Source organism: Pseudomonas sp. BN411, assembly GCF_029871235.1.
Taxonomy (GTDB): domain Bacteria; phylum Pseudomonadota; class Gammaproteobacteria; order Pseudomonadales; family Pseudomonadaceae; genus Metapseudomonas.
The window spans coordinates 45,883-70,005 of record NZ_SSOM01000049.1 but is presented as its reverse complement, the minus strand read 5'-3'; the positions used below and the strand labels follow the sequence as shown (position 1 = coordinate 70,005).

The 24,123-nt window shown below is 60.0% G+C and carries 29 protein-coding genes and 1 tRNA gene; 24 read left to right on the top strand and 6 right to left on the bottom strand.

Annotation, left to right across the window (positions count from 1 at the left end):
* From E8F06_RS06660 to E8F06_RS06630, 7 genes are all read left to right on the top strand, one after another.
* Positions 1 to 120, top strand: coding sequence for a GpE family phage tail protein (locus tag E8F06_RS06660; RefSeq protein ID WP_151134023.1), 120 nt, complete (start codon positions 1 to 3; stop codon positions 118 to 120).
* Positions 110 to 2,653: a phage tail tape measure protein gene (locus E8F06_RS06655; protein WP_280365440.1), complete on the top strand. Its 2,544-nt coding sequence runs from the start codon at positions 110 to 112 to the stop codon at positions 2,651 to 2,653. The genes E8F06_RS06660 and E8F06_RS06655 overlap by 11 nt, the downstream gene beginning before the upstream one ends.
* Before the next feature lie 5 nt (positions 2,654 to 2,658).
* Positions 2,659 to 3,090: a phage tail protein gene (locus E8F06_RS06650; RefSeq protein ID WP_280365438.1), complete on the top strand. Its 432-nt coding sequence runs from the start codon at positions 2,659 to 2,661 to the stop codon at positions 3,088 to 3,090.
* Complete coding sequence (locus E8F06_RS06645) at positions 3,087 to 4,082, top strand: phage late control D family protein (RefSeq protein ID WP_280365437.1); 996 nt, start codon at positions 3,087 to 3,089, stop codon at positions 4,080 to 4,082. Before E8F06_RS06650 ends, E8F06_RS06645 begins: the two co-directional genes overlap by 4 nt.
* Positions 4,083 to 4,176: 94 nt before the next feature.
* Positions 4,177 to 4,884 (top strand): hypothetical protein, encoded by a 708-nt coding sequence (locus E8F06_RS06640; RefSeq protein WP_280365435.1) that lies wholly within the window; start codon positions 4,177 to 4,179, stop codon positions 4,882 to 4,884.
* Positions 4,885 to 4,915: 31 nt separating this feature from the next.
* Complete coding sequence (locus E8F06_RS06635) at positions 4,916 to 6,055, top strand: PD-(D/E)XK nuclease family protein (protein WP_280365432.1); 1,140 nt, start codon at positions 4,916 to 4,918, stop codon at positions 6,053 to 6,055.
* Positions 6,056 to 6,135: 80 nt separating this feature from the next.
* Positions 6,136 to 7,305: a hypothetical protein gene (locus E8F06_RS06630; protein ID WP_280365430.1), complete on the top strand. Its 1,170-nt coding sequence runs from the start codon at positions 6,136 to 6,138 to the stop codon at positions 7,303 to 7,305.
* Between the two features lie 58 nt (positions 7,306 to 7,363).
* On the opposite strand, the gene E8F06_RS06625 is transcribed toward E8F06_RS06630, so the two are convergent.
* On the bottom strand, positions 7,364 to 7,981 hold the full coding sequence (locus E8F06_RS06625) for a PEGA domain-containing protein (protein ID WP_280365427.1): 618 nt from the start codon (positions 7,979 to 7,981) through the stop codon (positions 7,364 to 7,366).
* A gap of 404 nt (positions 7,982 to 8,385) precedes the next feature.
* Between E8F06_RS06625 and E8F06_RS06620 the strand changes: the two genes are divergently transcribed.
* Complete coding sequence (locus E8F06_RS06620) at positions 8,386 to 8,988, top strand: hypothetical protein (protein ID WP_280365424.1); 603 nt, start codon at positions 8,386 to 8,388, stop codon at positions 8,986 to 8,988.
* A gap of 689 nt (positions 8,989 to 9,677) precedes the next feature.
* Here the strand turns inward: E8F06_RS06620 and E8F06_RS06615 are convergent.
* Together E8F06_RS06615 and E8F06_RS06610 are read right to left on the bottom strand one after the other, a co-directional pair.
* Entirely contained in the window at positions 9,678 to 10,262 is a 585-nt protein-coding gene (locus E8F06_RS06615) for a hypothetical protein (RefSeq protein ID WP_280365422.1), read from the bottom strand.
* 64 nt (positions 10,263 to 10,326) lie between these two features.
* Positions 10,327 to 10,695, bottom strand: coding sequence for a helix-turn-helix transcriptional regulator (locus E8F06_RS06610; protein WP_280365420.1), 369 nt, complete (start codon positions 10,693 to 10,695; stop codon positions 10,327 to 10,329).
* A 64-nt stretch (positions 10,696 to 10,759) separates the two neighbouring features.
* Here E8F06_RS06610 and E8F06_RS06605 point away from each other — a divergent pair, with 64 nt between their 5' ends.
* The 9 genes from E8F06_RS06605 to E8F06_RS06565 all read left to right on the top strand — a co-directional run bounded on the left by E8F06_RS06605 (position 10,760) and on the right by E8F06_RS06565 (position 16,745).
* Entirely contained in the window at positions 10,760 to 10,987 is a 228-nt protein-coding gene (locus tag E8F06_RS06605) for a DNA-binding protein (protein ID WP_280365417.1), read from the top strand.
* Positions 10,988 to 10,999: 12 nt separating this feature from the next.
* Positions 11,000 to 11,188, top strand: a complete 189-nt coding sequence (locus tag E8F06_RS06600; protein WP_069084204.1) for a hypothetical protein — start codon at positions 11,000 to 11,002, stop codon at positions 11,186 to 11,188.
* A 28-nt stretch (positions 11,189 to 11,216) separates the two neighbouring features.
* Positions 11,217 to 11,399 (top strand): hypothetical protein, encoded by a 183-nt coding sequence (locus tag E8F06_RS06595; RefSeq protein WP_151134035.1) that lies wholly within the window; start codon positions 11,217 to 11,219, stop codon positions 11,397 to 11,399.
* Between the two features lie 50 nt (positions 11,400 to 11,449).
* On the top strand, positions 11,450 to 11,728 hold the full coding sequence (locus tag E8F06_RS06590) for a hypothetical protein (RefSeq protein ID WP_280365415.1): 279 nt from the start codon (positions 11,450 to 11,452) through the stop codon (positions 11,726 to 11,728).
* 2 nt (positions 11,729 to 11,730) lie between these two features.
* Complete coding sequence (locus E8F06_RS06585; protein WP_151134037.1) at positions 11,731 to 12,018, top strand: ogr/Delta-like zinc finger family protein; 288 nt, start codon at positions 11,731 to 11,733, stop codon at positions 12,016 to 12,018.
* A gap of 2 nt (positions 12,019 to 12,020) precedes the next feature.
* A complete protein-coding gene (locus E8F06_RS06580; protein ID WP_280365413.1) occupies positions 12,021 to 12,383 on the top strand; it encodes a hypothetical protein in 363 nt (120 codons plus the stop codon).
* A gap of 63 nt (positions 12,384 to 12,446) precedes the next feature.
* Complete coding sequence (locus E8F06_RS06575; protein WP_280365411.1) at positions 12,447 to 12,689, top strand: hypothetical protein; 243 nt, start codon at positions 12,447 to 12,449, stop codon at positions 12,687 to 12,689.
* Complete coding sequence (locus tag E8F06_RS06570; protein ID WP_280365409.1) at positions 12,686 to 15,487, top strand: toprim domain-containing protein; 2,802 nt, start codon at positions 12,686 to 12,688, stop codon at positions 15,485 to 15,487. The genes E8F06_RS06575 and E8F06_RS06570 overlap by 4 nt, the downstream gene beginning before the upstream one ends.
* Positions 15,488 to 15,578: 91 nt before the next feature.
* A complete protein-coding gene (locus tag E8F06_RS06565; protein ID WP_280365406.1) occupies positions 15,579 to 16,745 on the top strand; it encodes a DUF3596 domain-containing protein in 1,167 nt (388 codons plus the stop codon).
* Between the two features lie 122 nt (positions 16,746 to 16,867).
* Here the strand turns inward: E8F06_RS06565 and E8F06_RS06560 are convergent.
* Positions 16,868 to 16,957: transfer RNA gene (locus E8F06_RS06560), tRNA-Ser, on the bottom strand.
* Positions 16,958 to 17,084: 127 nt separating this feature from the next.
* Between E8F06_RS06560 and E8F06_RS06555 the strand changes: the two genes are divergently transcribed.
* From E8F06_RS06555 to E8F06_RS06525, 7 genes are all read left to right on the top strand, one after another.
* Positions 17,085 to 17,753 carry a Bax inhibitor-1/YccA family protein gene (locus tag E8F06_RS06555; RefSeq protein WP_280365403.1) on the top strand — a complete coding sequence of 223 codons (669 nt, stop codon included), beginning with the start codon at positions 17,085 to 17,087 and terminating at the stop codon, positions 17,751 to 17,753.
* Between the two features lie 113 nt (positions 17,754 to 17,866).
* Positions 17,867 to 18,259, top strand: a complete 393-nt coding sequence (gene tusD / locus E8F06_RS06550; RefSeq protein WP_280365400.1) for a sulfurtransferase complex subunit TusD — start codon at positions 17,867 to 17,869, stop codon at positions 18,257 to 18,259.
* A 1-nt stretch (position 18,260) separates the two neighbouring features.
* A complete protein-coding gene (gene tusC, locus E8F06_RS06545; RefSeq protein WP_280365397.1) occupies positions 18,261 to 18,617 on the top strand; it encodes a sulfurtransferase complex subunit TusC in 357 nt (118 codons plus the stop codon).
* Complete coding sequence (gene tusB, locus E8F06_RS06540; RefSeq protein WP_280365395.1) at positions 18,617 to 18,919, top strand: sulfurtransferase complex subunit TusB; 303 nt, start codon at positions 18,617 to 18,619, stop codon at positions 18,917 to 18,919. The genes tusC and tusB overlap by 1 nt, the downstream gene beginning before the upstream one ends.
* Positions 18,916 to 19,251 carry a TusE/DsrC/DsvC family sulfur relay protein gene (locus E8F06_RS06535; protein WP_280365392.1) on the top strand — a complete coding sequence of 112 codons (336 nt, stop codon included), beginning with the start codon at positions 18,916 to 18,918 and terminating at the stop codon, positions 19,249 to 19,251. The genes tusB and E8F06_RS06535 overlap by 4 nt, the downstream gene beginning before the upstream one ends.
* Positions 19,248 to 20,231 (top strand): glycosyl transferase family protein, encoded by a 984-nt coding sequence (locus tag E8F06_RS06530; protein WP_280365389.1) that lies wholly within the window; start codon positions 19,248 to 19,250, stop codon positions 20,229 to 20,231. Before E8F06_RS06535 ends, E8F06_RS06530 begins: the two co-directional genes overlap by 4 nt.
* 85 nt (positions 20,232 to 20,316) lie before the next feature.
* A complete protein-coding gene (locus tag E8F06_RS06525; protein WP_280365386.1) occupies positions 20,317 to 21,330 on the top strand; it encodes a glutathione S-transferase family protein in 1,014 nt (337 codons plus the stop codon).
* Here E8F06_RS06525 and cysG read toward each other — a convergent pair.
* Positions 21,315 to 22,709 carry a siroheme synthase CysG gene (gene cysG, locus E8F06_RS06520; RefSeq protein ID WP_280365385.1) on the bottom strand — a complete coding sequence of 465 codons (1,395 nt, stop codon included), beginning with the start codon at positions 22,707 to 22,709 and terminating at the stop codon, positions 21,315 to 21,317. The two genes, E8F06_RS06525 and cysG, sit on opposite strands and share 16 nt — an antisense overlap.
* Positions 22,710 to 22,829: 120 nt before the next feature.
* Complete coding sequence (gene serS / locus E8F06_RS06515; RefSeq protein WP_280365383.1) at positions 22,830 to 24,110, bottom strand: serine--tRNA ligase; 1,281 nt, start codon at positions 24,108 to 24,110, stop codon at positions 22,830 to 22,832.
* Positions 24,111 to 24,123 lie beyond the last annotated feature (13 nt).

Here is a 24,123-nt window from a genome sequence, read left to right as displayed (position 1 = left end):
ATGGCGGATCTCGCCGTGGTCTTCCACTGGGCGCCCGCGCACATGGACGGCCTCGGCCTCGAGGAGCTGATGGACTGGCGCGAGCGCGCCCGGGTAAGGGTGGAAACCGATGGCAAGTGACGTACTCAAGCTCCAGGTCCTGCTCTCGGCCCTGGATCGCGCCAGCGGCCCGCTTCGCAAGATCAGCCAGGGCAGCGGCGCCACCGCCCGCGCCCTCAAGTCCGCCCGTGACCAGCTGAAGAGCCTCAACCAGACGCAGAAGGACATCAGCGCATACCGCCAGCAGCACACGGCAGTGCGCGAGACCGCCGAGCGCCTGGGCAAGCTGCAGAACAAACTGCGGGGCTACAAGGACCAGCTCAAGGGCATGAACGCGCCCTCGGCCAGGTTCCAGCGCACCTTTCGCGAAACCAGCGCCGAGGTCGAACGCCTGCGCCAGAAGCACGGCAGCCAGCGCGAAGAACTTCGGCGGCTGGTCGCCGGTTTCAACTCTGCCGGCATCAGCACCCGCAACCTCGGCAGCTTCGAGCGCAGCCTGACGGGCGATATCGAGCGCGCCAACGCCTCCATCAAGACCCAGACCGAACGCATGCGCCGCCTCAGCGCCCAGCAGGAGCGCTTGCGCAGAAGCCGCGCGGCCTACAGCCAGGGCGTGCAAAACACCGCTGCCCTGGCCGGCACCGGCATGGCCGCCCGCGCCACCGGCCTGTACACCGGCCGCGGCCTGCAGACCATGCTGGGCGTGGGCTACGATTTCGACGCCACAATGTCGGCCACCCAGGCCGTCACACGCCTGCAGAGCAAGAACAGCCCCGAGATGCTGGCCCTGCGCGAGCAGGCCCGCACCCTGCCCCTGTCCAGCAAATTCACCGACAGCGAAGTTGCCCAGGGCCAGTACTTCCTCGGCCGAACCGGCTACAACCCGCAGCAAATCCTCGGCGCCATGCCCGGCATGCTCAACCTCGCTGCCGCCGGCGACATGGACCTCGGCACCACCGCTGACATCGCCTCCAACATCCAGATGGCCATGGGCATTCCAGCGGAAGAAATGAACAAGGTCGCCGACGTACTGACGGCCGCCTTCACCCGCAACAACGTCGACATCCAGATGCTCGGCGAGTCCCTCAAATACTCCGCCGGCGTGGGTCGCGAATATGGCCAGAGCCTGGAAACCGTCACCGCCGCCACCGCCCTGCTGGGCAACGCCGGCGTCCAGGGCAGCATGGCCGGTACGTCCATGCGATCCGTCCTCACCCGCTTAGGCAACTCCAAAGAGATCGCCAAGCTGGGCGTTGCCACCTCCGACGAAAACGGCAACATGCGCGACCTGCTCGACATCCTTGCGGACATCCACGAGAAGACCAAGGACATGGGCAACATCCAGCGCGGCGCCATCTACAAATCCATCGCAGGTCAGTACGCAGTCACCAGCTTCGGCACCCTGATGCGCGCCGTGGAGAGTGGCCAATTCCAGGGCATGCGCGGCAACCTCGATAACTCCGACGGCGAAGCCGCCCAGGTCGCCCGCACCCAGCTGGACAACCTCAAGGGCGACATGACCATGCTGCATGCCGCCCTGGAGAACATCTCCGTCGAGCTGTTCGACAAGAACAACCCCTGGCTGCGCGAGCTGGCCCAGGACCTCAGTGGCTTGCTGCACCAGGTCGGCGAATTCCTCAAGCAGAACCCGGCGCTCAGCAAGGCCATCGTCATCACCATCGCCGGCTTCTCCCTGTTCATGGCCACCCTCGGCAGCCTCGCCATCGGCATTGCCGGCATCCTCGGCCCGATGATCGCCATGCGCTTCCTGTTCGCCCAGGTCGGCATCCGCCTGCCCAACCTCATCAGCCTGCTCTGGAGCCTGGGCAAAACGGTGATCCCTTTCGTGGGCCGCGCTCTGCTCATCCTCGGTCGCGCGCTGATGCTCAACCCCATCGGCCTGGCCATCACCACCATCGCCCTCGGCGCTTACCTCATCTACCGCCACTGGGACCGCGTCGGCCCCTACTTCCGCAACCTCTGGCAGGAAGTGAAGGACGGCTTCAGCGCGGGCCTGGCCGGCATCCTGAAACTGGCGGTCGACTTCAGCCCACTGGGCCTGTTCTACCGCGCCTTCGCGGGCGTGATGGGCTACCTGGGCGTGGAGCTGCCGGCCAAGTTCACCGACTTCGGTAGCATGATCCTGCAGGGGCTGGCCAAAGGCATCACCAGCGCCTTGGGCAGCGTGAAAAGCGCCATCACTGGCGCCGGTGAATCCACCATCAACTGGTTCAAGGCCAAGCTCGGCATCCACAGCCCCTCCCGCGTATTCGCCGCCCTGAGCCAGGACACCATGGCTGGCCTCGCGCAAGGGCTGGCCGCCGGCGAGCAAGGCCCGCTGGCCCAGCTGGGGGATCTCGCCAAGCGCATGACCGGCATCGGCGCCCTTACCCTCGGCATGGCCGACAGCGCGATCGCCATCGACCACCGCCCGCCTCTCGCTGCCGGCATCCAGCCGGTGCAGATCGACAGCCACGACACCGTCCAGATCATCATCCAACCCGCCCCGGGCATGGACGCTCAGGCCATCGCCCGCGCCGTGGCCCAGGAGCTGGACAAGCGCGAGCGCGCCAAGCACATCCGCGCCCGCAGCGCGCTATTCGACAGGGAGTAACCGCCATGATGATGGCCCTGGGCATGTTCGTATTCGGCCTGCCCACCCTCGCCTACCAGGAACTCCAGCGGCAAACCGACTGGCGCCACCCCAGCACCGCCCGCGTGGGCGCCCCGCCGGCGCGGCAGTTCCTGGGCCGGGGTGACGACCAGATCACATTGCCCGGCGTGTTGGTACCGGAACTCTGCGGCGCCCTGCTCAGCCTCGACACCCTGCGTGTGATGGCCGACACCGGCAAAGCCTGGCCCCTGGTGGAAGGCACCGGCCGCATCTACGGCCTCTGGGTCATCGAAAGCCTCAGCGAGACCCGCACCCTCTTCTTCCAGGACGGCGCCGCCCGCCGCATCGAGTTCAGCCTGCACCTGCAGCGCGTGGACGAAAGCCGCATCGACCTGCTCGGCAGCGCCCTGGAAACCCTCGGGAACATCCTGCGATGAGCTACCCGAGGCCCATCTACCGCCTCACCGTGAACGGCCGCGACATCACGGCCGACATCACCGCCCGCCTCATCAGCCTCACTCTCACCGACAACCGCGGCCCCGAGGCGGACCAGCTCGACATCGAGCTCAGCGACCACGACGGCCTGCTCGCCATCCCCCCACGCGGCGCCACTCTGCAGGTGTGGCTCGGCTGGAGCGACACCGGCCTGGTAGACAAAGGCACCTTCACCGTCGACGAGACCGAACACAGCGGCCCGCCGGACACGCTCAGCATCCGCGCCCGCAGCGCCGACATGCGCGGCCCCCTCGTCAAAAAGCGCGAACGCAGCTGGCACGACACCACCCTCGGCAACATCCTCCGCACCCTCGCCCAGGAACACGACCTGGAGCCTGCCATCAGCCACCAGCTCGACCAGGTCGAAGTCCCCCACCTGGACCAGACCGACGAAAGCGACCTCAACCTCATCACCCGCCTCGGCCAGGAACACGACGCGGTGGCCACCATCAAACACGGCCGCCTGCTCTTCATGCCCATCGGCCAGGGAGAAACCGCCAGCGGAAAGGAACTACCCGTCGTCACCATCACCCGCGCCGAAGGCGACCAGCACCGCTTCCTGCAGGCCGATCGGGACGCTTACAGTGGGGTGCGGGCGTACTACTACGACGTGGAGGGTTCGGAGCGGATGGAGGCGATCATTGGTGGCGAGGAGAATGCCAAGACGCTGCGGCATACCTATGCGGACAGGTCGAGTGCGCTGCGTGGTGCTAAGTCGGAGTGGAAGAAGATTCAGCGCGGGAGCGCGACGCTCAGCTACACCTTGGCACTCGGTCGGCCTGAGATAAGCCCGGAGTGGCGGTACCGGGTGCGGGGGATCAAAGCGGAGATTGGGGATGTGGGGTGGCTTGGAGAGCGAGTAATACACCGTATGACCGATAGCGGATTTGCAGCTGACCTGGAGATGCAAAGCAAAATTCGCAACGACGACTAATGCTGCGCTGCCGTGGCGCAGCAAGCTGCTCAAATACTCGCTAATAGCTATATGATATCACCCGTAGGACGCCACGGACTCAAGGACGAATCATATGGAAATCTCGCTGCCAGCCTGGCTCGTGAACAACCTGGGAATTGCAGCATTTTTGGGAGCCGTAGCTCTGGTCGGCAAAAGCCTCCAAATCGCGAAAGGCCTCTTTGACTTCCACTACGACTACTTCACACGTCGGCACCTGCGCCGTGCCGCAGAGCTACTTCCACTCGTTGAACCTACCAGCCAGCACCACCAGTTTTTGCAACAGGTTATCGCTGGTGAGGTTTTCAAGATCGCCTCAGGCGTTGATGCCGTAGGCCGAAAGGCCGAGATCCTAATGCACCTCCGCCAGAGTGGTCTGGTGCGGACCAGTCAAATGAAGAAGATGGCTCGATTCATCGAGCCATCGACAGACGGTCAGGCAGAAATCCGAATCGGTATAGGTGATTGGCTCTTGATTGGTTACTCGCTGGTCGCGTCCACGGTGATCTTTTTGTTTGGCTTATTCGTATTCCTCCGTCTCGCTTTTAGCGATGACCCTTTTGCTTGGATAGCAGGCAGTGGTCTTTTTCTGATTTCTGCCCTCGTGAGTCGACTCTTGTCTAGCGACTATCGAGTTTACCGAGCACTAAAGCGGCTGAATGTGGAGATGGCAAACAAGCCATTTCCGGCCAGCGAGAAAAACAGTCCAACACCACATGATTCACCATCGCCCCCACTCCCAACCGCCAATGTGCAGGAAGAAGTGATCGGCGCCCTACCCTAAAACGTTTACCCCCTACCAAGAGCACTCCGTCATGGACGATTTCCTTCATACCGTTGCCCTGCTACGTGCGAAACATCATCGCCCAGCTGGCTTCAATCTCTTTTCCGTTCTGCGTAGTTCGAGCGACGAGGTTCGCTTGCACTCTCGCTACCTCTCATTTCTGCTAGATCCAAAAGGAACTCACAACAAAGGCACTGAGTTGCTTGAGAATTTTTTGGCTACGATGGGAATTGAGAATTTCAACATCGAAAATGCAGCAGTGGATACTGAATATCAGAACATCGATATTCTGATACGGAACACTAATCGTGAAGCCGTCATCATCGAAAACAAGATCTACGCTGGCGATCAGGACGAACAGATTTATCGCTATTACAAGCGTTTGGTCGCGGAAGGCTACCAGAAAATTTGGTGCATATACCTAACGCTAGACGGCAGCGAACCCAGCGAGCAAAGTAAGAAGTCCCTGGAAGTAGTACTAGCCAGCTACGAAACAGACATTATCGACTGGCTCAATCTGTGCATTCCTTTGGTTGCTCGCGAACCAGGCGTCCGAGAGAGTGTTTTCCAATACATAGAATTACTGCAGAAACTCACATCAAGCGACCAAGGAGAAATATATATGAGTAAACTGAAGGAGCAAATTCTGCAGGGCGAGAACATCTTCCTGATCGCTGACATCGAGCACGCCTTCAAGGAAGTACTTATTGACCTTCAACTTGACCTCTGGGAACGCATGCTGAAATATCAAGAACAAAAATACAAACGCATGCCCACTGCAGACTTTAGCGCAAACAAAGAAGCAATCAGAGCCTACTACAATAAATCAAAGAACAGCAAATTCTACGGCATTGACTACAATTTCGACTTTATGGAAGGCGGAGTTTACATTCAGCTGAACCACCGACTCTACTCTGGATACACTTGCAACAAAGAAACAAACCCGAACGACTACAATCGCCTCATAGCACTGAACGAGTTCCTTCCCACTGGCACCCACAACACCAAGGAACTCTATTGGAAGTACCCAAGCAAGAACCTGAACTACTTCTCCCCAACCAACGAAGACCTGGCAATTCTCAAGAGCCCGGAAGAGCGAGAGGAACTCGCCAGATCATTGATAGATGACGCACACCAACTCTGGCAGCTTGCAAAGAAACATTTGGCGTAGATAAATCCGCATTTAGTGCACTTTAAATAAAAGCCCCCTTTCCAGCCAAACTTATCAACTCAACTCCGAAGCGTGCGCCAATGAAAGAGCTTTCCCTAAAGACCCTGGCAATTTTCATAGCCCCACTTAGCCTCACCGGATGTATCCAAAGCGCGATAGAGTGTGACTCAAAGGAAGCTACCTCTCGGATCTCATCCGATTTCCGCTCGAATCTGGAAAGTAAACTTCCACCAGGGGCAATGGACTTTATCTCCGATATCTCAGTTACAGAAATCGTCACGCTCAAGGCGGACACTGATGCAGGCTTAAGATCCTGCGAGGCAAAGGTTGTAGTACGAGCCAAAGGTTCGGATGAATTTGCCTACCAAAATATTAGATACACAAACCAAACAGTTAAAGGCGGCACCGAAGAAAGCCGAACCATCTACGATTTCGTCGACACCTTTAGCCATATCGACAAATATGTCTTCGATATCGTTCGAAATCCATACTATCAACATCAGGCCGAGCAAGTAGGCTTGAAAACCTCTGAGCAGTTCTTAGCCTACCGCGACGCTAACAACACGATTAGCACTTCAACTTCAAAAAAATCAGAGATTCTCAAGAGAAATTCCACCTTAACTGCTGAACTGCAAGTTTTGGAGCCGAAAGTATCTAGCTTTATTTCCTCAGTTCGCTCTGGAAAAACGGCAATTCAACCAAACGACTTTATTGATATAGCACCGGTAACGGTCAATCCCCGAAAATCAATAACAACGGAACATATCAGCAACTACATTGAATTCGACACTGCCGTCACCAACAAATCCACGAAGACCATCGATTCCATAACACTGCATGCTTATGTCTATCTAGATGAATCAAACACCCCCATAAGAGAAGGAACGTACGCTTCCGTCAAACTCGAAGCCGGATTAAATCCCGGTGAAACCCGAGTCGAGAAAATATCTATAGATCCAGCAGATCATCTAATCAACGACTTCACTGAAACAACCGCGTGGAAGAAGGCAAAAACCACAACAATCGTGTTACGCCCAGTCTCTATGAGAAACGATGAAGGCCGAAAAATTGAATTCGATTCGAGAAAATCCAATTTCGGCATAGAGGAAGTCACCAAAGTAGGCAGCATCACTTGGGACTCATACATATCTGCACTCAATGAATTGCAGAGCAACAAAAAACTGCTAATTGAGTTGGACAACAAAATAACGAAAGCACAGCAGACACTGGCGGAACTCAAAGCATCATAGGCCCTTTCCGCCTTAAGGGGGGACAGAAACTAATCTGCCCCTCTCTCACGCCAGTCAATCATTGAACTTCATACAGAGCGATTATCGACTCCGCAAATTCAAGGTCATTAGTTTGACTCTGAGCCATCTTTGCGAGTGCTTTGACGGCTGAAGGAGCGTCGGCCTTACCGACCCCAACCACCGCAAGAATTGCATTGGTATTTTCACCACCACCGGCTGCCAGTTCGTGACGCAATTCATCACCCGCGCCAACCACTATTTCCTTAATTTGACGCGGCTTGGACGTAGTGACTGCCAGCGGAGCATCGGACTTGAGGGTTACAAAGTACTGATTGGGTGAGTATTCATACATGGCGCCCGTAGACGCATCTACAGTTGAGCCGATCAAGCCACCCAGCACAATATTTCCCCAGAAGAAGCTGTTGGTGGTAGTTCCCATCTGCGTCGTATATTGCTTATAGCCATCCTTGCTAAAAGTAACTGCCAAGTTTTTATCCCTTTCAACCTGAGCAGTTACGGGAGTCGTCCCCATTACACGACCCGCTACAGAAACCTCCGCACCTTGTGGCTCGGAGTTGAAAGTTACAGCCTGTGTTTTTCCATCAACAATAGTCGCGCACCCTGAAACAATTGCCGAAGAAATCAGCAATAGCGCAGAGACCTGAACTCTATTCATTTACAACCCGCCCATAGATTTACATTTTTTATTAAAATATTGAATGAGAAAAATCTTCTTAAAAGCCTCCTCACCCATTCAGGCAAACAAAAATGAAAAGGCCCCATACAAAGTAAAGGCCGAGTTCCATGTTCGAATTCCCACCCGCTAATCGGGCGAGCAGTATTGATCAGCGCTGCAGGCTCGATTTTTCATTCCATGCCAAGTGCTTTTCATTTCATGACAAGGAAGACAACGCGGTCGACAGGCGGCATGCGCTGTCACGCCATTGACACGTGGACTGGGCTGCGGCGTGCTGATGGTCGGGGGGTGCGTCTAGGAAGTGAGTGCCAGGCTTCCATCGACGCATAGATTGCGGAGCTACGCTTTAGGCCACCAACACTCCTGAAGCAGGAGAAAGGACGATGAGCGACCTCGCGGAGTTCGAAGCAGGACTAACCCGCCTGATTGGCCGACCTTCCAGACTGCGCCCCTTCATCTGCGACGGCTCGCCCCTGACCTGCCAAGTGATCCTGGTTGGAGCTAACCCGGCTACCGAGATGGAAGAGGATTTCTGGTCGTTTTGGAGACCTGGTATCGGCTTCAACAAAGCAGCCTGGATGGATGCCTACCTCAAGGAGCGCCAAACGAGGCCACTGAAGCCAGGGAAGACTCGGCGGAATCCCATTAGCAATACACGCAGGGTACTCGAATGGGTGACGTTGTCCGCAGCGCCGTACCGCTGCCTGGAAACCAACACCTACGCTACGGCAACTTCGACACTCGGCGAACTGGCCCTGGCAGACCGCGACTCGGATCCTTTTGAGTTCCTGCTAAACACAATTCAGCCACAGCTCATTGTCGCGCATGGTCGTGACGCCGAAGCGTGCCTAAAGGGACTGTCTCTGAATGCAGAGGTGATTTACGTCGATCATTTTGCACGGGGTTGGTCGGAGGTTAAGGCGCGCGCACTAGGTGAGCAGATCAGGATGATTTGTACATCTGGCGATCAACGCTCACGAGCGTAAAGACGGAGGCATTTCTTAACCATGAAGCCTTGCAACGAAGTTATGCGCTTGCTTGCCCCGGCGTACGCCCCTTGTGCCCATTTTTCCGGTGCGTGCACCTGCATGCGGTGGGTCCCTGAGAATGGGCACGTTCCGAGAGGTTATCTCGGTGCAACGGGCTCCCCCACTGAAGTGGAACTCGTGCTGGTCTTCGCCGAACCCGGAGATCCACATTTGGGTGAGGTTCACACTGGCCTTGAGACGACGCTTCAGCACACCTACAGATGCATGAGGGATGGGAAAGACCTTTTCCACCGGAATGTCCGGTGGATTCTCGATCAATGCTTTCCTTCGCTCACCTTTGATGAGCAGCTCAGAAAGGTCTGGATGACAGAGTCGGTGCTTTGCTCAGCCAGTATCGAAGGTGGAAATGTTCCGGCGTCTGCCTGGCGCGCTTGCACGGCGAGCTATCTGAAACCACAAATTGCACTCTTCTCAAGGGCACTAGTCGTCGCCTTGGGCAACAAGGCCCAGTCTCGCCTTAAGAGCATTGCTGTCCCCTACCTGCCAGCCGCCGCAGCGGCTCCCCCTGGATGCAATTTCAAAGGCTCGCGGGAATCTTGGGGGGCAATCGCCCAAGAATTGTCACGCCGCCGTCTCAGCTACGCAGGAAAATAAATCTGTCCTCTTTTTGGTCACGCAGAAGACGATCAGTTTTGTCGCTGAAGCTTCCTAGCCCACTTCTGGGGTGCCGACATTTCGCCTGTGTCGCAATCTGTAATATCACCAATGACGCGGTCAATTCGAAAGGTTCGCTCCGCCTGACGGGTGTGGCATTCACCTTTGATGTATATCGAGGTGACCGAATGAACTGTTACCTGGCGGTGGCTAATATCTCCTTCCGCATCCTCATAGAGGAACTCAACCGTCCCTATGCTCCAGCCTCTTTGAATTGCCCGAGTCGTTTTCTCTTTCTTGGCCTCGGGTTGGCGCGATGGGGGTTGATGGAGGAACTTCGGTAGAGGGTTTCTCTCTTTTAGTTTCAACCGTTTGCGCTGCTGCTTGGTCAATGGACGGAAAGGCTTTTGGGGCGAAGGCATAGGGGGTTTAGCGGGCTGCTCGACCTCTAGCGTTTTCTCCTCCGGATGTCCCACACCTCGCTTCAGGATTTGGACCATATGGTGCCAAGTGCTCCCCACCGGCTCTCCAGCCTCCAGTGTCCGAGCTTGATCGCGACTGCCAAGCACAGCCCAGATGAAGCCAATAAGAATGGCGAGAAAGAAAAATACTTCCATGAGAGCCTCCTGCTCACATCCCTACTACGTTGAAGTCCTGGTACCCGCTGGGTGGGCCATTGTCCTAACCCGCGCGCTCCTTCGTGGACGAATCTAACGATTGCGCAAGCGCATCAGTGAGCCGCCGCACCGAAGCTTTGTCTTCGTCTGGCAGCGACCGGTAGTTCGCCAGGACCTTTGATTCGGCTGGAGTGAGCTCGCCCACCGTGCTTATGTTCCGGTTACCTGTCAGTACATACATGATGTCGACACCAATAGCGGCAATTGCCATCAGGTACACAGCGTCTGGATTTCGCTCCCCCTTCTCATAGTTACGCTGTGTGTTGCGGTTTACCCCACCGATTTGTGCCAGTTCTTCCTGCGTCAACGTAAGACGATTCCGCTCCTCATATAGCCGATTTCCCAAAGCACTCGTTTGCAAGCAATCACCCATTCTATTGCTCATTTTTTTATGCGTTCATTCGAGCCGTGAACACGAATAAACACGGTTACTGACTATGCCCACGCTGCTTTCACCCGAGCAAGCCCGTGCGGTTCTGGACCGCAAGGGCATGAGCCTCGCCCAGTTCTCCCGCCTCCATAGCCTGAACAAGAACCTGGTCAGCGACCTGCTGAACGGGCGAAAGAAAGGCCAGCGCGGCGAAGCCCACCGCGCCGCAGTTCTGCTCGGCATCAAGGAAGGCGAAAACGCCTCTCCCTCCTCGCCCACACCGGCCAATCAGTAAGGGACGACTGCCATGTATCCAGACCCTCGCCGCGTCCGCGACAACCGCGTTGTGCTGCGCTTCGACGACTACGAGCACGACCTGATCAAGGCGCTGGCCAACTACAAGGGCGAGCAGCTCGCCACCCTGCTGCGCGAGATGGTGATGCGCGAAGCCACAGCCGTGCTGGACAGCGCCAGCATCCCCCAGGCCCGCGCCTGAGAGCAGGCCCACACGAGCAGCCGAAGAGATGCCAGACCAAACCCTCACCTTCACCCCTGATCAATTGGAGCTCCTGGAACAGGTTCGCCAGCAGCAGGGGCTGGAGAGCATTCAGCAGGTGGCCGAGTGGCTGGCCAAGCAGGCGTTGCGCAAGCACGCGGATCGAGCACCAGGGCGTGGCCGTGCGCTGGTCCTGGTGCAACAGAAGTAACCAGGGGCCGACTGGCGGCCCCGTAGTTCAACCATCCATAGGGGTGTTTCATGGACGTAAACCACAACCCGAATCTGCACCACGCAGAAATGGCGGTACGCGAGGACATCAGGATCGAAATCAGCGGCTCCAGCGGTGCTGGCCAATCCAGCTTGCTGCTGCTGATCGCCCACTGCCTCACCCAGGCTGGTTTCAACCCGCACTGCGAGGACAACGGCCAAGTGATCGAGCTGCCAAACGATTTCCTCTCGCGTTGGAACGAGCGCCTGCTGGGGAAGGCACCGACGCCAGCGCGCGTGGTGCTCGCCACCTGCAATACCCAGGAGTGACAGTGAGCACGTACAAACTCGTTTGCCCGCATTGCCACAGCCGCATGCGTATTCGCACCAGCGAAGGCACGCACATCTTCTTGCGGGTGGCCTACCTGCAGTGCCGCAACGAGAGTTGCGGCTGGAGCGTGCGGGCGCAGTTTGAAATGACCCACGAGCTCAGTCCCAGCGGCATGGCCAACCCGGCCGTGCAGCTACCCCTTGCGGACAGGGCATTGCGCGTAGCCGCGATGATGTCCGCCACCAAGACCGACCAATTGGATCTGTTGGATTCCCTACTGGAGGCTTAGTCATGAACATGGATACCCTCGACTACCGCACCAGCATGCAGGTTGCCGCCCTCGCCTATTTGCGCCGGCACAAGGCGCACTATCTGGGCGATGCAGACCTGCTGTACGACAACTGCGTGCATCACCTCTGCACCGCGCTGGAGGTGCCGCTGTTTCTGGCGCAGCAACTCAGTCAGCGGGCCTGGAATGAGTTCCGCCAATGGCAGGAACCGCAATGGCTTGGCATCGACTGGGCCGCCGAGCCGGATGCCACAGTGGCCTACCTGATCGACTACCGAAACAACCTGCGCTTCCCCATCCCGCTGCGCCTCCTGCCCCAGCGCCTGCTGGACCAACGCCCCGCCACTCTCACCCGACACGCCTGAGCCCATTCCGCCCGCCCATTGCCATGGGTTTGGGTGAGCTACGCCCAGCGCAAGGAGATCCGCATGACCCACACCGTCAATCTGCACCTGGAGCTCACACCCAAGCAGGTGCGCGCCTACCACCGCTTTCTGGTGGCGCAGTACGAGCATTCGATTCAGTTGCAGTGGTTCGCTGACCGCTACCGCACGGTACCGGCGAAGATCCGCACCCGTCGCATCCTGGACGACTACCCAGCACTGGCGGCCCTCTCCCGCACGCTACAGGCGGCCAGAGACGCCGTACGCGCATTGGGGCCAAGCAGATGAGAGATGCACTGCGCAGCGAGCTTCTACAGCGCCTGCAGGCTGACTACGGCCTGCAGGCGATCACGGGCACGCTGTACCTGCGCAAGGGCACCTGCCCGGCCTGCGGGAAGCGGGAGCTCTACTGCCGGTCCGACTCGCCCTGGACGGTGCACTGCGGCCGCGAGAGCAAGTGCGGCCAGCAGTGGCACGTGAAGGAGCTGTACGAGGATCTGTTTGACGACTGGAGCGACCGGGTACCGGCGACGGACCAGCAACCCAACGCCACCGCCCGCGCCTACCTGGAGTTCGCCCGGGGCTTTCGCCTGGAGCTGATCGAGGGCTGGTTCAGCCAGGAGCATTTCTGGTCCCGCGAGCTGGGCGAAGGCTCAGCCACGGTGCGCTTCGCCCTGGAGAAAGGCGGCTATTGGGAACGGCTGATCGACCGACCCCACCGCTTCGGCAAGCAGAAAGCGCGCTTCAAGCCCGGGGCCAGCTACAAGGGCGTGTGGTGGTGCCCGCCCTGCGTGGATCTGTTTGAGGTGAAGGAGCTCTGGATTGTCGAGGGCATTTTCGACGCCATCGCCCTGCTCCACCACGGCATAGCGGCCGTGGCTGCGCTGTCGTCGAACGCTTTCCCTGAAGAGTCCCTCAAGGCCCTGGCACGCAACCGCGGCGGCAAGCTGCCGAAGCTGGTCTGGGCGCTGGACAACGAACCCGGGGCGCACCGCTACACGAAGAAGTGGGTGCGGCAGGCGCGCGAGCTGGGCTATGCCTGCGACGCGGCGCAAGTACCCCAGCCAGACGGCCGCAAGGTGGACTGGAATGACCTGCACCAGCGCTGGAGCTTCGAGAGCGACGAGGAGAAACGAGCCGACCTGCGCCAGCGCGCCCTCGAGGAGGCCCGCCACCACGGCGCCCTGCTGCTGGCCCAGAGCGCCGCTGAGAAGGGCCTACTGATGCACGAGCGGGACAAACGGCACGAGTTCCACTTCGGTTTCGAGCGGCGCCTGTACTGGTTCAAGCTGGATGACGACAAGTACAAGAAAGCGAAGGACTCCCTCCTGAAAAGCGAGCACCACGAAGACAAGCTACTCAACGACAAGCAGAGGGAAGCCAAGGCCCTGCGCGAATCGGGCTGCGTGACGGAAATCGCCAACTGCTATGCCGAAGCGCTGTACTTCCAGCGCAACGAGATCACCGACGAGTCCTGGTACTACTTCCGCGTGGACTTCCCCCACGACGGCCCCAGCGTAAAGAACACCTTCACCGGCGCCCAGGTGGCGGCGGCCAGCGAGTTCAAAAAGCGCCTGCTGAGCATGGCCGCCGGCGCCGTGTTCACCGGCAGCGGCCAGCAGTTGGACAAGATCATGAAGGACCAGCTCTACGGCCTGAAAACCGTCGAGACCATCGACTACGTGGGCTACAGCAAGGAGCACGGCTGCTATGTGTTCGGCGATGTGGCCGTGCGCAATGGCGTGGTGAACCAGGTCAACGCGGAGGACTTCTTCGAGTTCGGCAAGCTGCGCCTGAAGAGCCTGCAGAAATCCATCGTCATTCGCCCAGAGCGGGATTCGAAACGCTACGACGAGGAGTGGCTACGGCTGCTCTGGACCTGCTTCGGCGCCCAGGGCGTGGTGGCGCTGACCTTCTTCTTCGCCTCGCTGTTCGCCGAGCAGATCCGCGCCCGCTGGCAGACCTTCCCCTTCCTGGAAATGACAGGCGAGGCCGGCGCCGGCAAATCCACCTTGCTCATGTTCCTCTGGAAGCTGCTGGGCCGTGCTGGCTATGAGGGTTTCGACCCGTCGAAATCATCTGTCGCGGGGCGCTCCCGCTTGATGGGCCAGGTCGCCGGAATGCCGGTGGTTCTGATCGAGGCCGACCGCAACGAGCCAGACCGGCTGCACCTGAAGTCCTTCGACTGGGACGAGCTGAAGGACTTCTATGGCGGTGGAACGCTGCGTACCCGGGGCATGAAGACTGCCGGCAACGAAACCTACGAGCCGCCTTTTCGCGGCACCATCGTCATCAGCCAGAACGCCCCTGTCAGTGCCTCTGAGGCGATCCTCACCCGTATCTGCAAGCTGCACTTCGTTCGCCCCACGACCACCGACGAGAGCATTGCGGCGGCAGACAACCTCAACGCCCTGGACGGCGATCGGCTGTGCCACTTCCTGCTGCGCGCGGTGAAGCACGAGGCCCAGGTGCTGGAATGCTTCGCCGAGTGCCTGCAGGCGCACGACACCCGCCTGCGGCACATGCACACGCGCTGCTTCGCCTGCGGTCAGCACTTCCCCAGCGCGGATGAGAACGCCGCCTGTAGTCACTGCGGCAACAGGCTACGAGGGCAAATCCGCATCGAGCGGATCATCAAGAACCACGCCCAGCTCCTGGCCAGCCTGGATTGCCTGCGTCAGGTGGTGAAGCTGAGCGAGCACCAGGTCAACCAGACCCGCCTTTGCCTTGCGGCCATGGCCCTGGAGCGCCAGTCCGCCGTCAGCGCCGATCACCCGGCTGTGGCGGAGTTCTGGGAGGTGTTCGAGTACCTGGAGTCCCTGGACGACGGCCCGGTGGTGAACCACAGCAAGAACCCGAAACTGATCGCCATCAACCTCAACGAGTTCGTCCAGCGCGCCAGCGAGCACCGCCAGCAACTGGCCAACGTCGGCACCCTTCGCGAGGTGCTGCGCAACAGCCAGTCGCGTAAGTTCCTCGGCGCCAGCAAGGCAGTGGACAGCGCGGTGCGCAGCCACCATGCCCTGCGCAACCCGATGTCGGCGCGACCGGGGACGGTGAAGTGTTGGACGTTCAGCTCGCTCTAGCGCTGTATTCAGCAGGAGCTGACAGCATCCACCAGCCAGTTGGGCTACCAATGGCTTCCCGATTTACACGCAGCAGAGGATTGAGAGTGTTATGTCAGCGGGCGTCGAGGTTCGCGGCAACAGTATCCGCATCTACTTCCGATACGAGGGCGAGCTTTGCCGGGAGCCAATTCCCGGCGCCGCCACACCAGCAAACATTGCCAACGCCGAGCGCATAGTCGGCGTCATTCAGTACGAGATCGAGGCCGGAACGTTCAGCTATGCCCGGCACTTCCCGGATTCGACCAGGATCCAGACCAACACCTTTGGCCACTACATCGACCTCTGGCTGGGCATCAAGCGCAACCAGATGGCTGCCTCGGGCATCCGCAGTCACGAGAGCCGGATCGAGCACCACGTTCGGCCACGCTGGGGCCACGTCCACGCCGACCAGATCGACCACCTGGACCTGCAGGTATGGATCCAGGGCACGCTGATGCCAAAGCTGCATAACAAGACCGTGCGCGAGATTCTGAGCATCGTGCGGCAGGTCTTCCGTCTCTATCGCACCAGGAACAGATCAGCGCACGACCCAACAGACGGCATCGTGGTATCGCTGCCGGACTCGGACGACCCCGATCCTTTCACCAGGGAGGAGATCGATCTGATCCTTAGCACGGAGTCAGATCGCGCCCAGGAGCTGAACCTTGCACAGTTCATGATCTGGACGGGGCCGAGGGTTTCGGAGGCGATCTCGCTGGCCTGGGAGGACGTGGACCTGGTCGCCGGCACCGTCCTTTTCCGGCGGGCCAGGGTGCGGAGCAAGTACAAGGTCACCAAGACGCGCCGCTCAACGCGAGAGGTGCGCCTCCTCGCCCCAGCGCTCAGAGCACTTCAGGCGCAGGTAAAACTGACAGGTAACCTGAAACCGGTAGAGATCGAGGTGACGGAGCGAGATAACCGGACAATCCGGCGACCGAAGGTGCGGTTTGTCTTCCACAACGGCGGTACCGGCCAGCCCTATTCGACCTCGGACAACCTGCGTAACGGCTGGTGGAAGAGTCACCTGAAGAAGGCCGGTGTGCGCTATCGCGGCCCGAATCAGTGCCGACACACCTTCGCCAGCCAGATCCTCAGCAGCAGCGTGGCCTCACCAGAGTGGATCGCCGACCAGCTGGGGCACAGTTCCACAGCCATGGTCTTCAAGCACTACGCCAAATTCATCAGCAAGGACGGCCCCGACATCGTGGGCATGCTGAACCGCGCGCTGGACCTCTGAAACGACACTGGGGGCCTCTCTGTCGAGAAGGCCCCCAGTGGTCTATTGTTCCCAAAGTGTTCCCAAAACGCTCCCATTTGGCGTTTTCAGGAATATTTTTCCTTTGAAATCAATGAGTTAGATGGCGGAGGCGGTGAGATTCGAACTCACGGAAGAGTCTCCCCTTCGGCGGTTTTCAAGACCGCTGCCTTAAACCACTCGGCCACACCTCCGCTTGCGCGGGGCGCCATACTACCGGAACGCAACACGCTGTCAAACTCTTGCAATTGGCGGCTTCAGAGCCTCTGTTAATATCCAGAACTGACCAAGGTCACGGAAACCATTTTCGGGAGTGTCGCGATGAACGAACAGAACTATGCCCTCAACCCCGCGCAGGCGGAGCAGCTGGAAGTCAGCCGCGTCCTTCGCAATACCTACGGGCTGCTGGCCCTGACGCTGGCGTTCAGCGGTCTGGTCGCCTACGTCGCGCAACAGATGCGCGTGCCCTACCCCAGCATCTTCGTCGTACTGATCGGTTTCTACGGCCTGTTCTTCCTGACCGTGAAGCTGCGCGACTCCGCCTGGGGCCTGGTATCCACCTTCGCCCTGACCGGTTTCATGGGCTACACCCTGGGCCCGATCCTCAACATGTACCTCGGCATGCCAAACGGCGGCGAGGTGGTGAGCTCGGCCTTCGCCATGACCGCCCTGGTGTTCTTCGGCCTGTCCGCTTACGTGCTGACCACCCGCAAGGACATGAGCTTTCTCGGCGGTTTCATCACTGCAGGCTTCTTCGTGCTGATCGGTGCCACGCTGGTCAGCCTCTTCTTCAACATCAGCGGTCTGCAGTTGGCGATCAGCGCCGGCTTCGTGGTGTTCTCGTCGGTCTGCATCCTGTTCCAGACCAGCGCCATCATCCATGGTGGCGAGCGCAACTACATCATGGCCACCATCAGCCTGTACGTATCCATCTACAACCTGTTCATCAGCTTGCTGCAACTGGTTGGCGTATTCAGCAGCGACGATTGATCGCCAACCGCTCCTCGGACTAGCCCGCTTCGGCGGGCTTTTTTCTGTCCGGACGGGCAAAAGAATGCGCCTAGCCGTATCATTCCAGCAGTTTCCCATTCGCCCGAGCGACCATGAAATTCGCCATTGCCTTGTTCGCCCCGCCCCACGCGCCTTCCTCCCGTCGCGCCCTGCGCTTTGCGGAAGCGTGCCTGGCCGGCGGCCATGAAATCGTCCGCCTGTTCTTCTATCAGGACGGCGTACACAGCGCCTCCGTCAATGTCGTCGCCCCCCAGGACGAGCCGAACCTCTCCGCCGCATGGAGTGATTTCGTACGCAAGCACAAGCTGGACGGCGTCGTCTGCATTGCCGCGGCGTTGCGCCGGGGCGTGCTGAACCAGGAAGAGGCACGACGCTACGGGCGCCCGGCTGCCAACCTGGCCGAGGGCTGGGAGCTTTCCGGCCTGGGCCAGCTGCACGAGGCGGCACAGATGGCCGACAGATTGGTCAGCTTTGGAGGCAATTAAGATGAAGTCCATGCTGATCATCAGCCGCCAAGGTCCGTGGAGCGGTCCTGGGGCCCGCGAGGCGCTGGATATTGCCCTCGCCGGCGGCGCCTTCGATCTGCCCCTTGGTTTGCTGTTTCTGGATGACGGCGTGTTCCAGCTCGTCGCCAATCAACAGCCCACTACGCTTGAGCAAAAGGACCTGACCGCCAACCTCCAGGCCCTGCCGCTGTTTGGCGTGGAGTCGCTCTACGTCTCTAAACGCAGCCTGCAGGAGCGTGGACTGGAAGGCGCCACCCTGAAACTCGCGGTGGAAGTTCTCGACGACAGCGCCCTGACTGCCCTTATCGACCGTTACGACCAGGTGCTCACTCTCTGATGGCCACGCTGCATATCCTTTCCCACTCCCCGTTCTCTGACAGCCGCCTCGGCAGCTGCATCCGATTGCTGGGACCCAATGATGGCCTGCTACTCAGCGGTGAAGCGGTCTACGCCCTGCAACCAGGCAGCGTGGCCCGTCAGGCCCTGGAGCTGATGCCCGAATCGATTGCATTGCACGCGCTTGCTGAAGACCTCGAGGCCCGAGCCCTGACTGACCTGCCCTCACGCCTGAACGCAGCGGACTATCCCGCGTTCGTCGAGCTGTGCTGTCGCTACGACAAGGTGAACAGCTGGATATGAGCGAACTTCTGATCGACGGCCGCAGCATCCCGCTGGACAAGGATGGCTACCTCCAGGAGCTGGCCGACTGGAGCCCGTCGGTGGCCAATGCCCTGGCCGTACGCGAAGAACTGGAGTTGCAGCCGGAGCACTGGGAGATCCTTGAGCTGTTGCGGGGCTTCTATGCCGAATTCCAGCTCTCCCCGGCCAACCGCCCGCTGGTCAAATACGTGGCGCAGAAGCTCGGCCCTGACAAGGGCAACAGCCTGCACCTGAACCGCCTGTTCAAGGGCGCACCGGCCAAGCTTGCTGCCAAGCTCGCCGGACTGCCGAAGCCGACCAATTGCCTATGAATCTCGTCACCCCACCTGAACATCCCTTCGCCCAGTTCGTACGGATACTCGGCAAGGGCAAGCGCGGCGCCCGAAACATGACCCGTGAGGAAGCGCGCGAAGCCATGGGCATGCTTCTTGACGGCGAAGTGGAAGACACCCAGCTTGGTGCCTTCCTCATGCTGCTGCGCCACAAGGAGGAGAACGCCGAGGAGCTGGCCGGGTTCACCGAAGCATTCCGGCAACGCAACCAGGCGCCGGCGATCACCGTCGATCTGGACTGGCCAAGCTACGCCGGCAAGAAGCGCCACCTGCCCTGGTACCTGTTGGCCGCCAAAGCTCTGGCCGACAGCGGCATACGCATCCTGCTGCACGGCGGCGGCGCCCATACCGCCGGGCGTCTCTACAGCGAGCAGTTGCTGGAGCTGCTGGATATCCCCCTGTGCCAGAACTGGGAACAGGTCGCCACTGCCCTCGACGAGCGCCAACTGGCCTTCATCCCCTTGGGAGCCTGGGCGCCGCAATTGCAGCGGATGATCGACCTGCGCAACACCCTCGGCCTGCGCTCTCCCATCCACTCCCTGGCGCGCATCCTCAACCCGCTCGGCGCCCGCTGTGGCCTGCAGAGCATCTTCCATCCCGGATACCAGGCGGAACACCGCGAAGCCAGCAGGCTCCTCGGTGATCACGCCATCGTCATCAAAGGCGAAGGTGGCGAGATCGAAGCCAACCCGGACGCCATCTGCCATCTCTACGGTACGACCGATGGCGCAGCCTGGGATGAAGAGTGGCCCGCGCTTTCCCCATTGCGACATGTGAAGCCGGAAAGCCTGGATGCCACCCAGCTCGTCCGCGTCTGGCGCGGTGAATGCGAAGACGAATATGGCCGACTGGCGATTCGAGCCACCCTGGCCCTGGCCTTGCGCGGGCTCGGCACGGAACGTGAGCAGGCCTTTGCGGAAGCGGATCGCATCTGGGAAGCACGCAAGCCATCGAACTGATCGATAGTCAGGACCACTAATTTACGCTTTTCCATCGAACGGCTATCGATAGACTCTAATCCGAACTCAATTTCGGAGACCGACCATGGGCCTGTTGATCGATGGAAAATGGCAAGACAAGTGGTACGACACCGCCAAGGATGGCCGCTTCCAGCGTGAAAGCGCGCGGCGACGCAACTGGATCACTGCTGATGGCTCACCAGGTCCTTCGGGCATAGGCGGCTTCCCCGCCGAAGCCGGCCGCTATCACCTTTATGTATCCCTGGCGTGCCCCTGGGCACACCGCACGCTGATCTTCCGCAAGCTTAAAGGCCTGGAATCGCTAATCGACGTGTCAGTGGTGAGCTGGCTGATGCGGGAACAGGGCTGGACCTTCGACCCGCAATTCGGATCCACCGGCGATCAGTTGGGAGGACTGGCCTACCTGCACCAGCGCTATACGCAGGACACCGCCGACTACAGCGGTCGGGTTACCGTGCCCTTGCTGTGGGACAAGCAGACCGGAAGCATCGTCAGCAACGAGTCGTCCGAGATCATCCGGATGTTCAACAGCGCCTTCGATCACCTCACTGGCAATCGTCTCGACTTCTACCCGGAATTGCTGCGAGCCGAGATCGATGCACTCAACGAGCGCATCTACCCGGCGATCAACAATGGCGTGTATCGCGCCGGCTTTGCCACCTCCCAGGACGCTTACGAGGAAGCCTTCCACGCCCTCTTCGACGAACTGGATCAGTTGGATGCCCTGCTGGAAACGCGTCGCTACCTGACCGGCGAACAGATCACCGAGGCGGACTGGCGCCTCTTCACCACTCTGATCCGCTTCGATGCGGTGTACCACGGGCACTTCAAGTGCAACCTGCGGCGCCTGGAGGACTACCCCAATCTTTCAGGCTGGCTTCGTGAGCTGTACCAGTGGCCGGGCGTGGCGGAGACGGTGAACTTCACCCACATCAAGCACCACTACTACGCCAGCCATCGCACTATCAATCCCACAGGCGTGGTGCCGCTGGGGCCAGTGCAGAACTTCACTCGCCCCCATGGCCGCGAGCATCTGAAGGCCCTGCCAGTCGCGGAGAAGGATCAGGCTCCGGCCTGATCGCCTTCGAACCAGGCCAACTTGTCACGCAGGGTCACGACTTCACCCACGATTACCAGGGTGGGCGCGTGGACTTCGTGCTCCGCCACCAGTTGCGGCAAGTTGGCCAGGGTGCCGGTGAACACTCGCTGGTGACTGGTGGTGCCCTGTTGTATCAGTGCCGCCGGCGTTTCAGCAGCGCGGCCATGTTTGATCAACTGCTCGCAGATTACCGGTAAGCCGACCAGGCCCATGTAGAACACCAAGGTCTGCCCCGGCGCAACGAGATCACGCCAGGGCAGATCACAGCTTCCGTCCTTCAGGTGGCCAGTGACGAAGCGCACCGATTGCGCATAGTCGCGATGGGTCAACGGAATACCGGCATAGGTGGAGCAACCCGAAGCGGCAGTGATACCGGGCACGACCTGGAAGGGAATGTCGTTGGCCGCCAACTCTTCGATCTCCTCGCCACCGCGGCCGAAGATGAAGGGGTCCCCGCCTTTCAGGCGCAGCACGCGCTTGCCCAGCTTGGCCTGTTCGATCAACAGGCGGTTGATCTCATCCTGCGGCACGGCATGATCGGCCCGGCGCTTGCCCACGTAGATGCGCTCGGCGTCACGACGGCAGAGTTCGATGATTGGCTCTGCCACCAAACGGTCGTAGAGCACTACATCGGCCTGCTGCATCAGGCGCAGGGCGCGGAAGGTCAGCAGGTCAGGATCACCCGGCCCGGCACCCACCAGATAGACCTCGCCCAGAGCTTTGGGGGCGCCACCGGCGACCCGCTCGGCCAGGAGGCGCTCGGCCTCAACGCCCTGCCCAGCCAGCATGCGCTCGGCCACCGGCCCCTGGAACACCTCCTCCCAGAACACCCGACGCTGCTGTACATCCGGGAAGAGGGTCTTTACCTGGTCACGGAATTTCTTCGCCAGGCCAGCCAACTGGCCATACGCAGCGGGAATCCAGGTTTCGATCTTCGCGCGAATCAGCCGAGCCAGCACCGGCGCATCGCCGGCACTGGAGACGGCCACGATCAAGGGCGAACGATCGACGATGGCAGGGAAGATCACGCTGCACAGCTTCGGCGCGTCCACGACATTGACCGGAATACCGCGCGCCTGGGCCTGGGCTGAAATCTTGGCGTTCAGCGGCTGATCGTCACTGGCGGCAATGACCAGTACGCAGGCATCCAGATCCGCCTCCTGGTAGCCACGCAGCAGGGACTCGCCACCGCCCTGCTCCACCATTTCCAGCAGTTGAGCATCGATCTGTGGCGCAACCACTCGCAGCCGCGCGCCGGCATCCGCCAACAAACGCGCCTTGCGCAGGGCTACTTCGCCCCCACCTACCACGAGCACCTGGCGCCCTTGAAGATTGTGGAACAGCGGGAGGAAATCCATAGCAGCGCCTTCTAGCAATAACGGGTGGTGGAGCTTGAATGGTCACCGCCCGCGTGCAGCCTGGCTACGACGCGGGCGGTAGGACGTTGCGCAACCCCTGCCATAACAGGGGAAAAGCAATCAGCCGATGACTTCAATGCCGCCCATGTAGGGCTTGAGCACTTCAGGCACGCGGATGCTGCCGTCGGCCTGCTGGTAGTTTTCCAGCACCGCAACCAGAGTGCGGCCGACAGCCAGACCGGAGCCGTTCAGGGTGTGCACCAGCTCCGGCTTGCCGGTTTCCGGGTTGCGGTAGCGCGCTTGCATGCGACGGGCCTGGAAATCACCGCAGTTGGAGCAGGAGGAAATCTCGCGGTACTTGTCCTGGCTCGGCACCCAGACTTCCAGGTCGTAGGTCTTGGTGGCGCTGAAGCCCATGTCGCCGGTGCAGAGCGCGAGTACGCGGTACGGCAGTTCGAGCAGCTGCAGTACGCGCTCGGCATTGGCGGTCATGCCTTCCAGGGCTTCGAAAGACTTGGACGGCTCGACGATCTGGACCATCTCGACCTTGTCGAACTGGTGCTGGCGAATCATGCCGCGGGTATCACGGCCAGAAGCACCAGCCTCGCTACGGAAGCACGGCGTATGGGCGACGAACTTGATCGGCAGCTGCTTGGCGTCGACGATCTCGCCCGCGACGATGTTGGTCAGAGAGACCTCGGCAGTCGGGATCAGGTAGAAGTCAGCCTCGTTCTCGCGGGAGATCTTGAACAGGTCTTCCTCGAACTTCGGCAGCTGACCGGTGCCCTGCAGGGCCGGAGCCTGGACCAGGTAAGGCGTGTAGGCCTCTTCATAGCCGTGGTCGGTGACGTGCAGGTTGATCATGAACTGCGCCAGGGCGCGGTGCAGGCGAGCAATGGGGCCGCGCAGCAACGCGAAACGGGCACCGGAGAGCTTGGCGGCGGTTTCGAAGTCCAGCCAGCCGTGCTGCTCGCCGAGGGCGACGTGGTCCTTGACCTCGAAGTCGAAGCTACGCGGAGCGCCCCAGCGACGCACTTCGACGTTGGCCTCTTCGTCCGCACCAACCGGCACGGATTCGTGGGGCAGGTTCGGAATGTTCAGCAGCAGGTTGTCCAGCTCGGCCTGGATGCTTTCCAGTTCGCGCTTGCCCTCTTCCAGCTCGCTGCCCATGCGATCGACATCAGCCAGCAGCGGCGCGATGTCTTCACCACGCTGCTTGGCCTGGCCGATGGATTTGGAACGGGTATTGCGCTCGGCCTGCAGCTGTTCGGTGCGGGTCTGCACGGACTTGCGCTGGTTTTCCAGCGCTTCCAGGCGCGCTACGTCCAGTTCAAAGCCACGGGTGGCAAGGCGTTCCGCGATTTCCCGGGGCTGGGTGCGGACCAGTTTGGCATCGAGCATGTCAGGTTCTCGT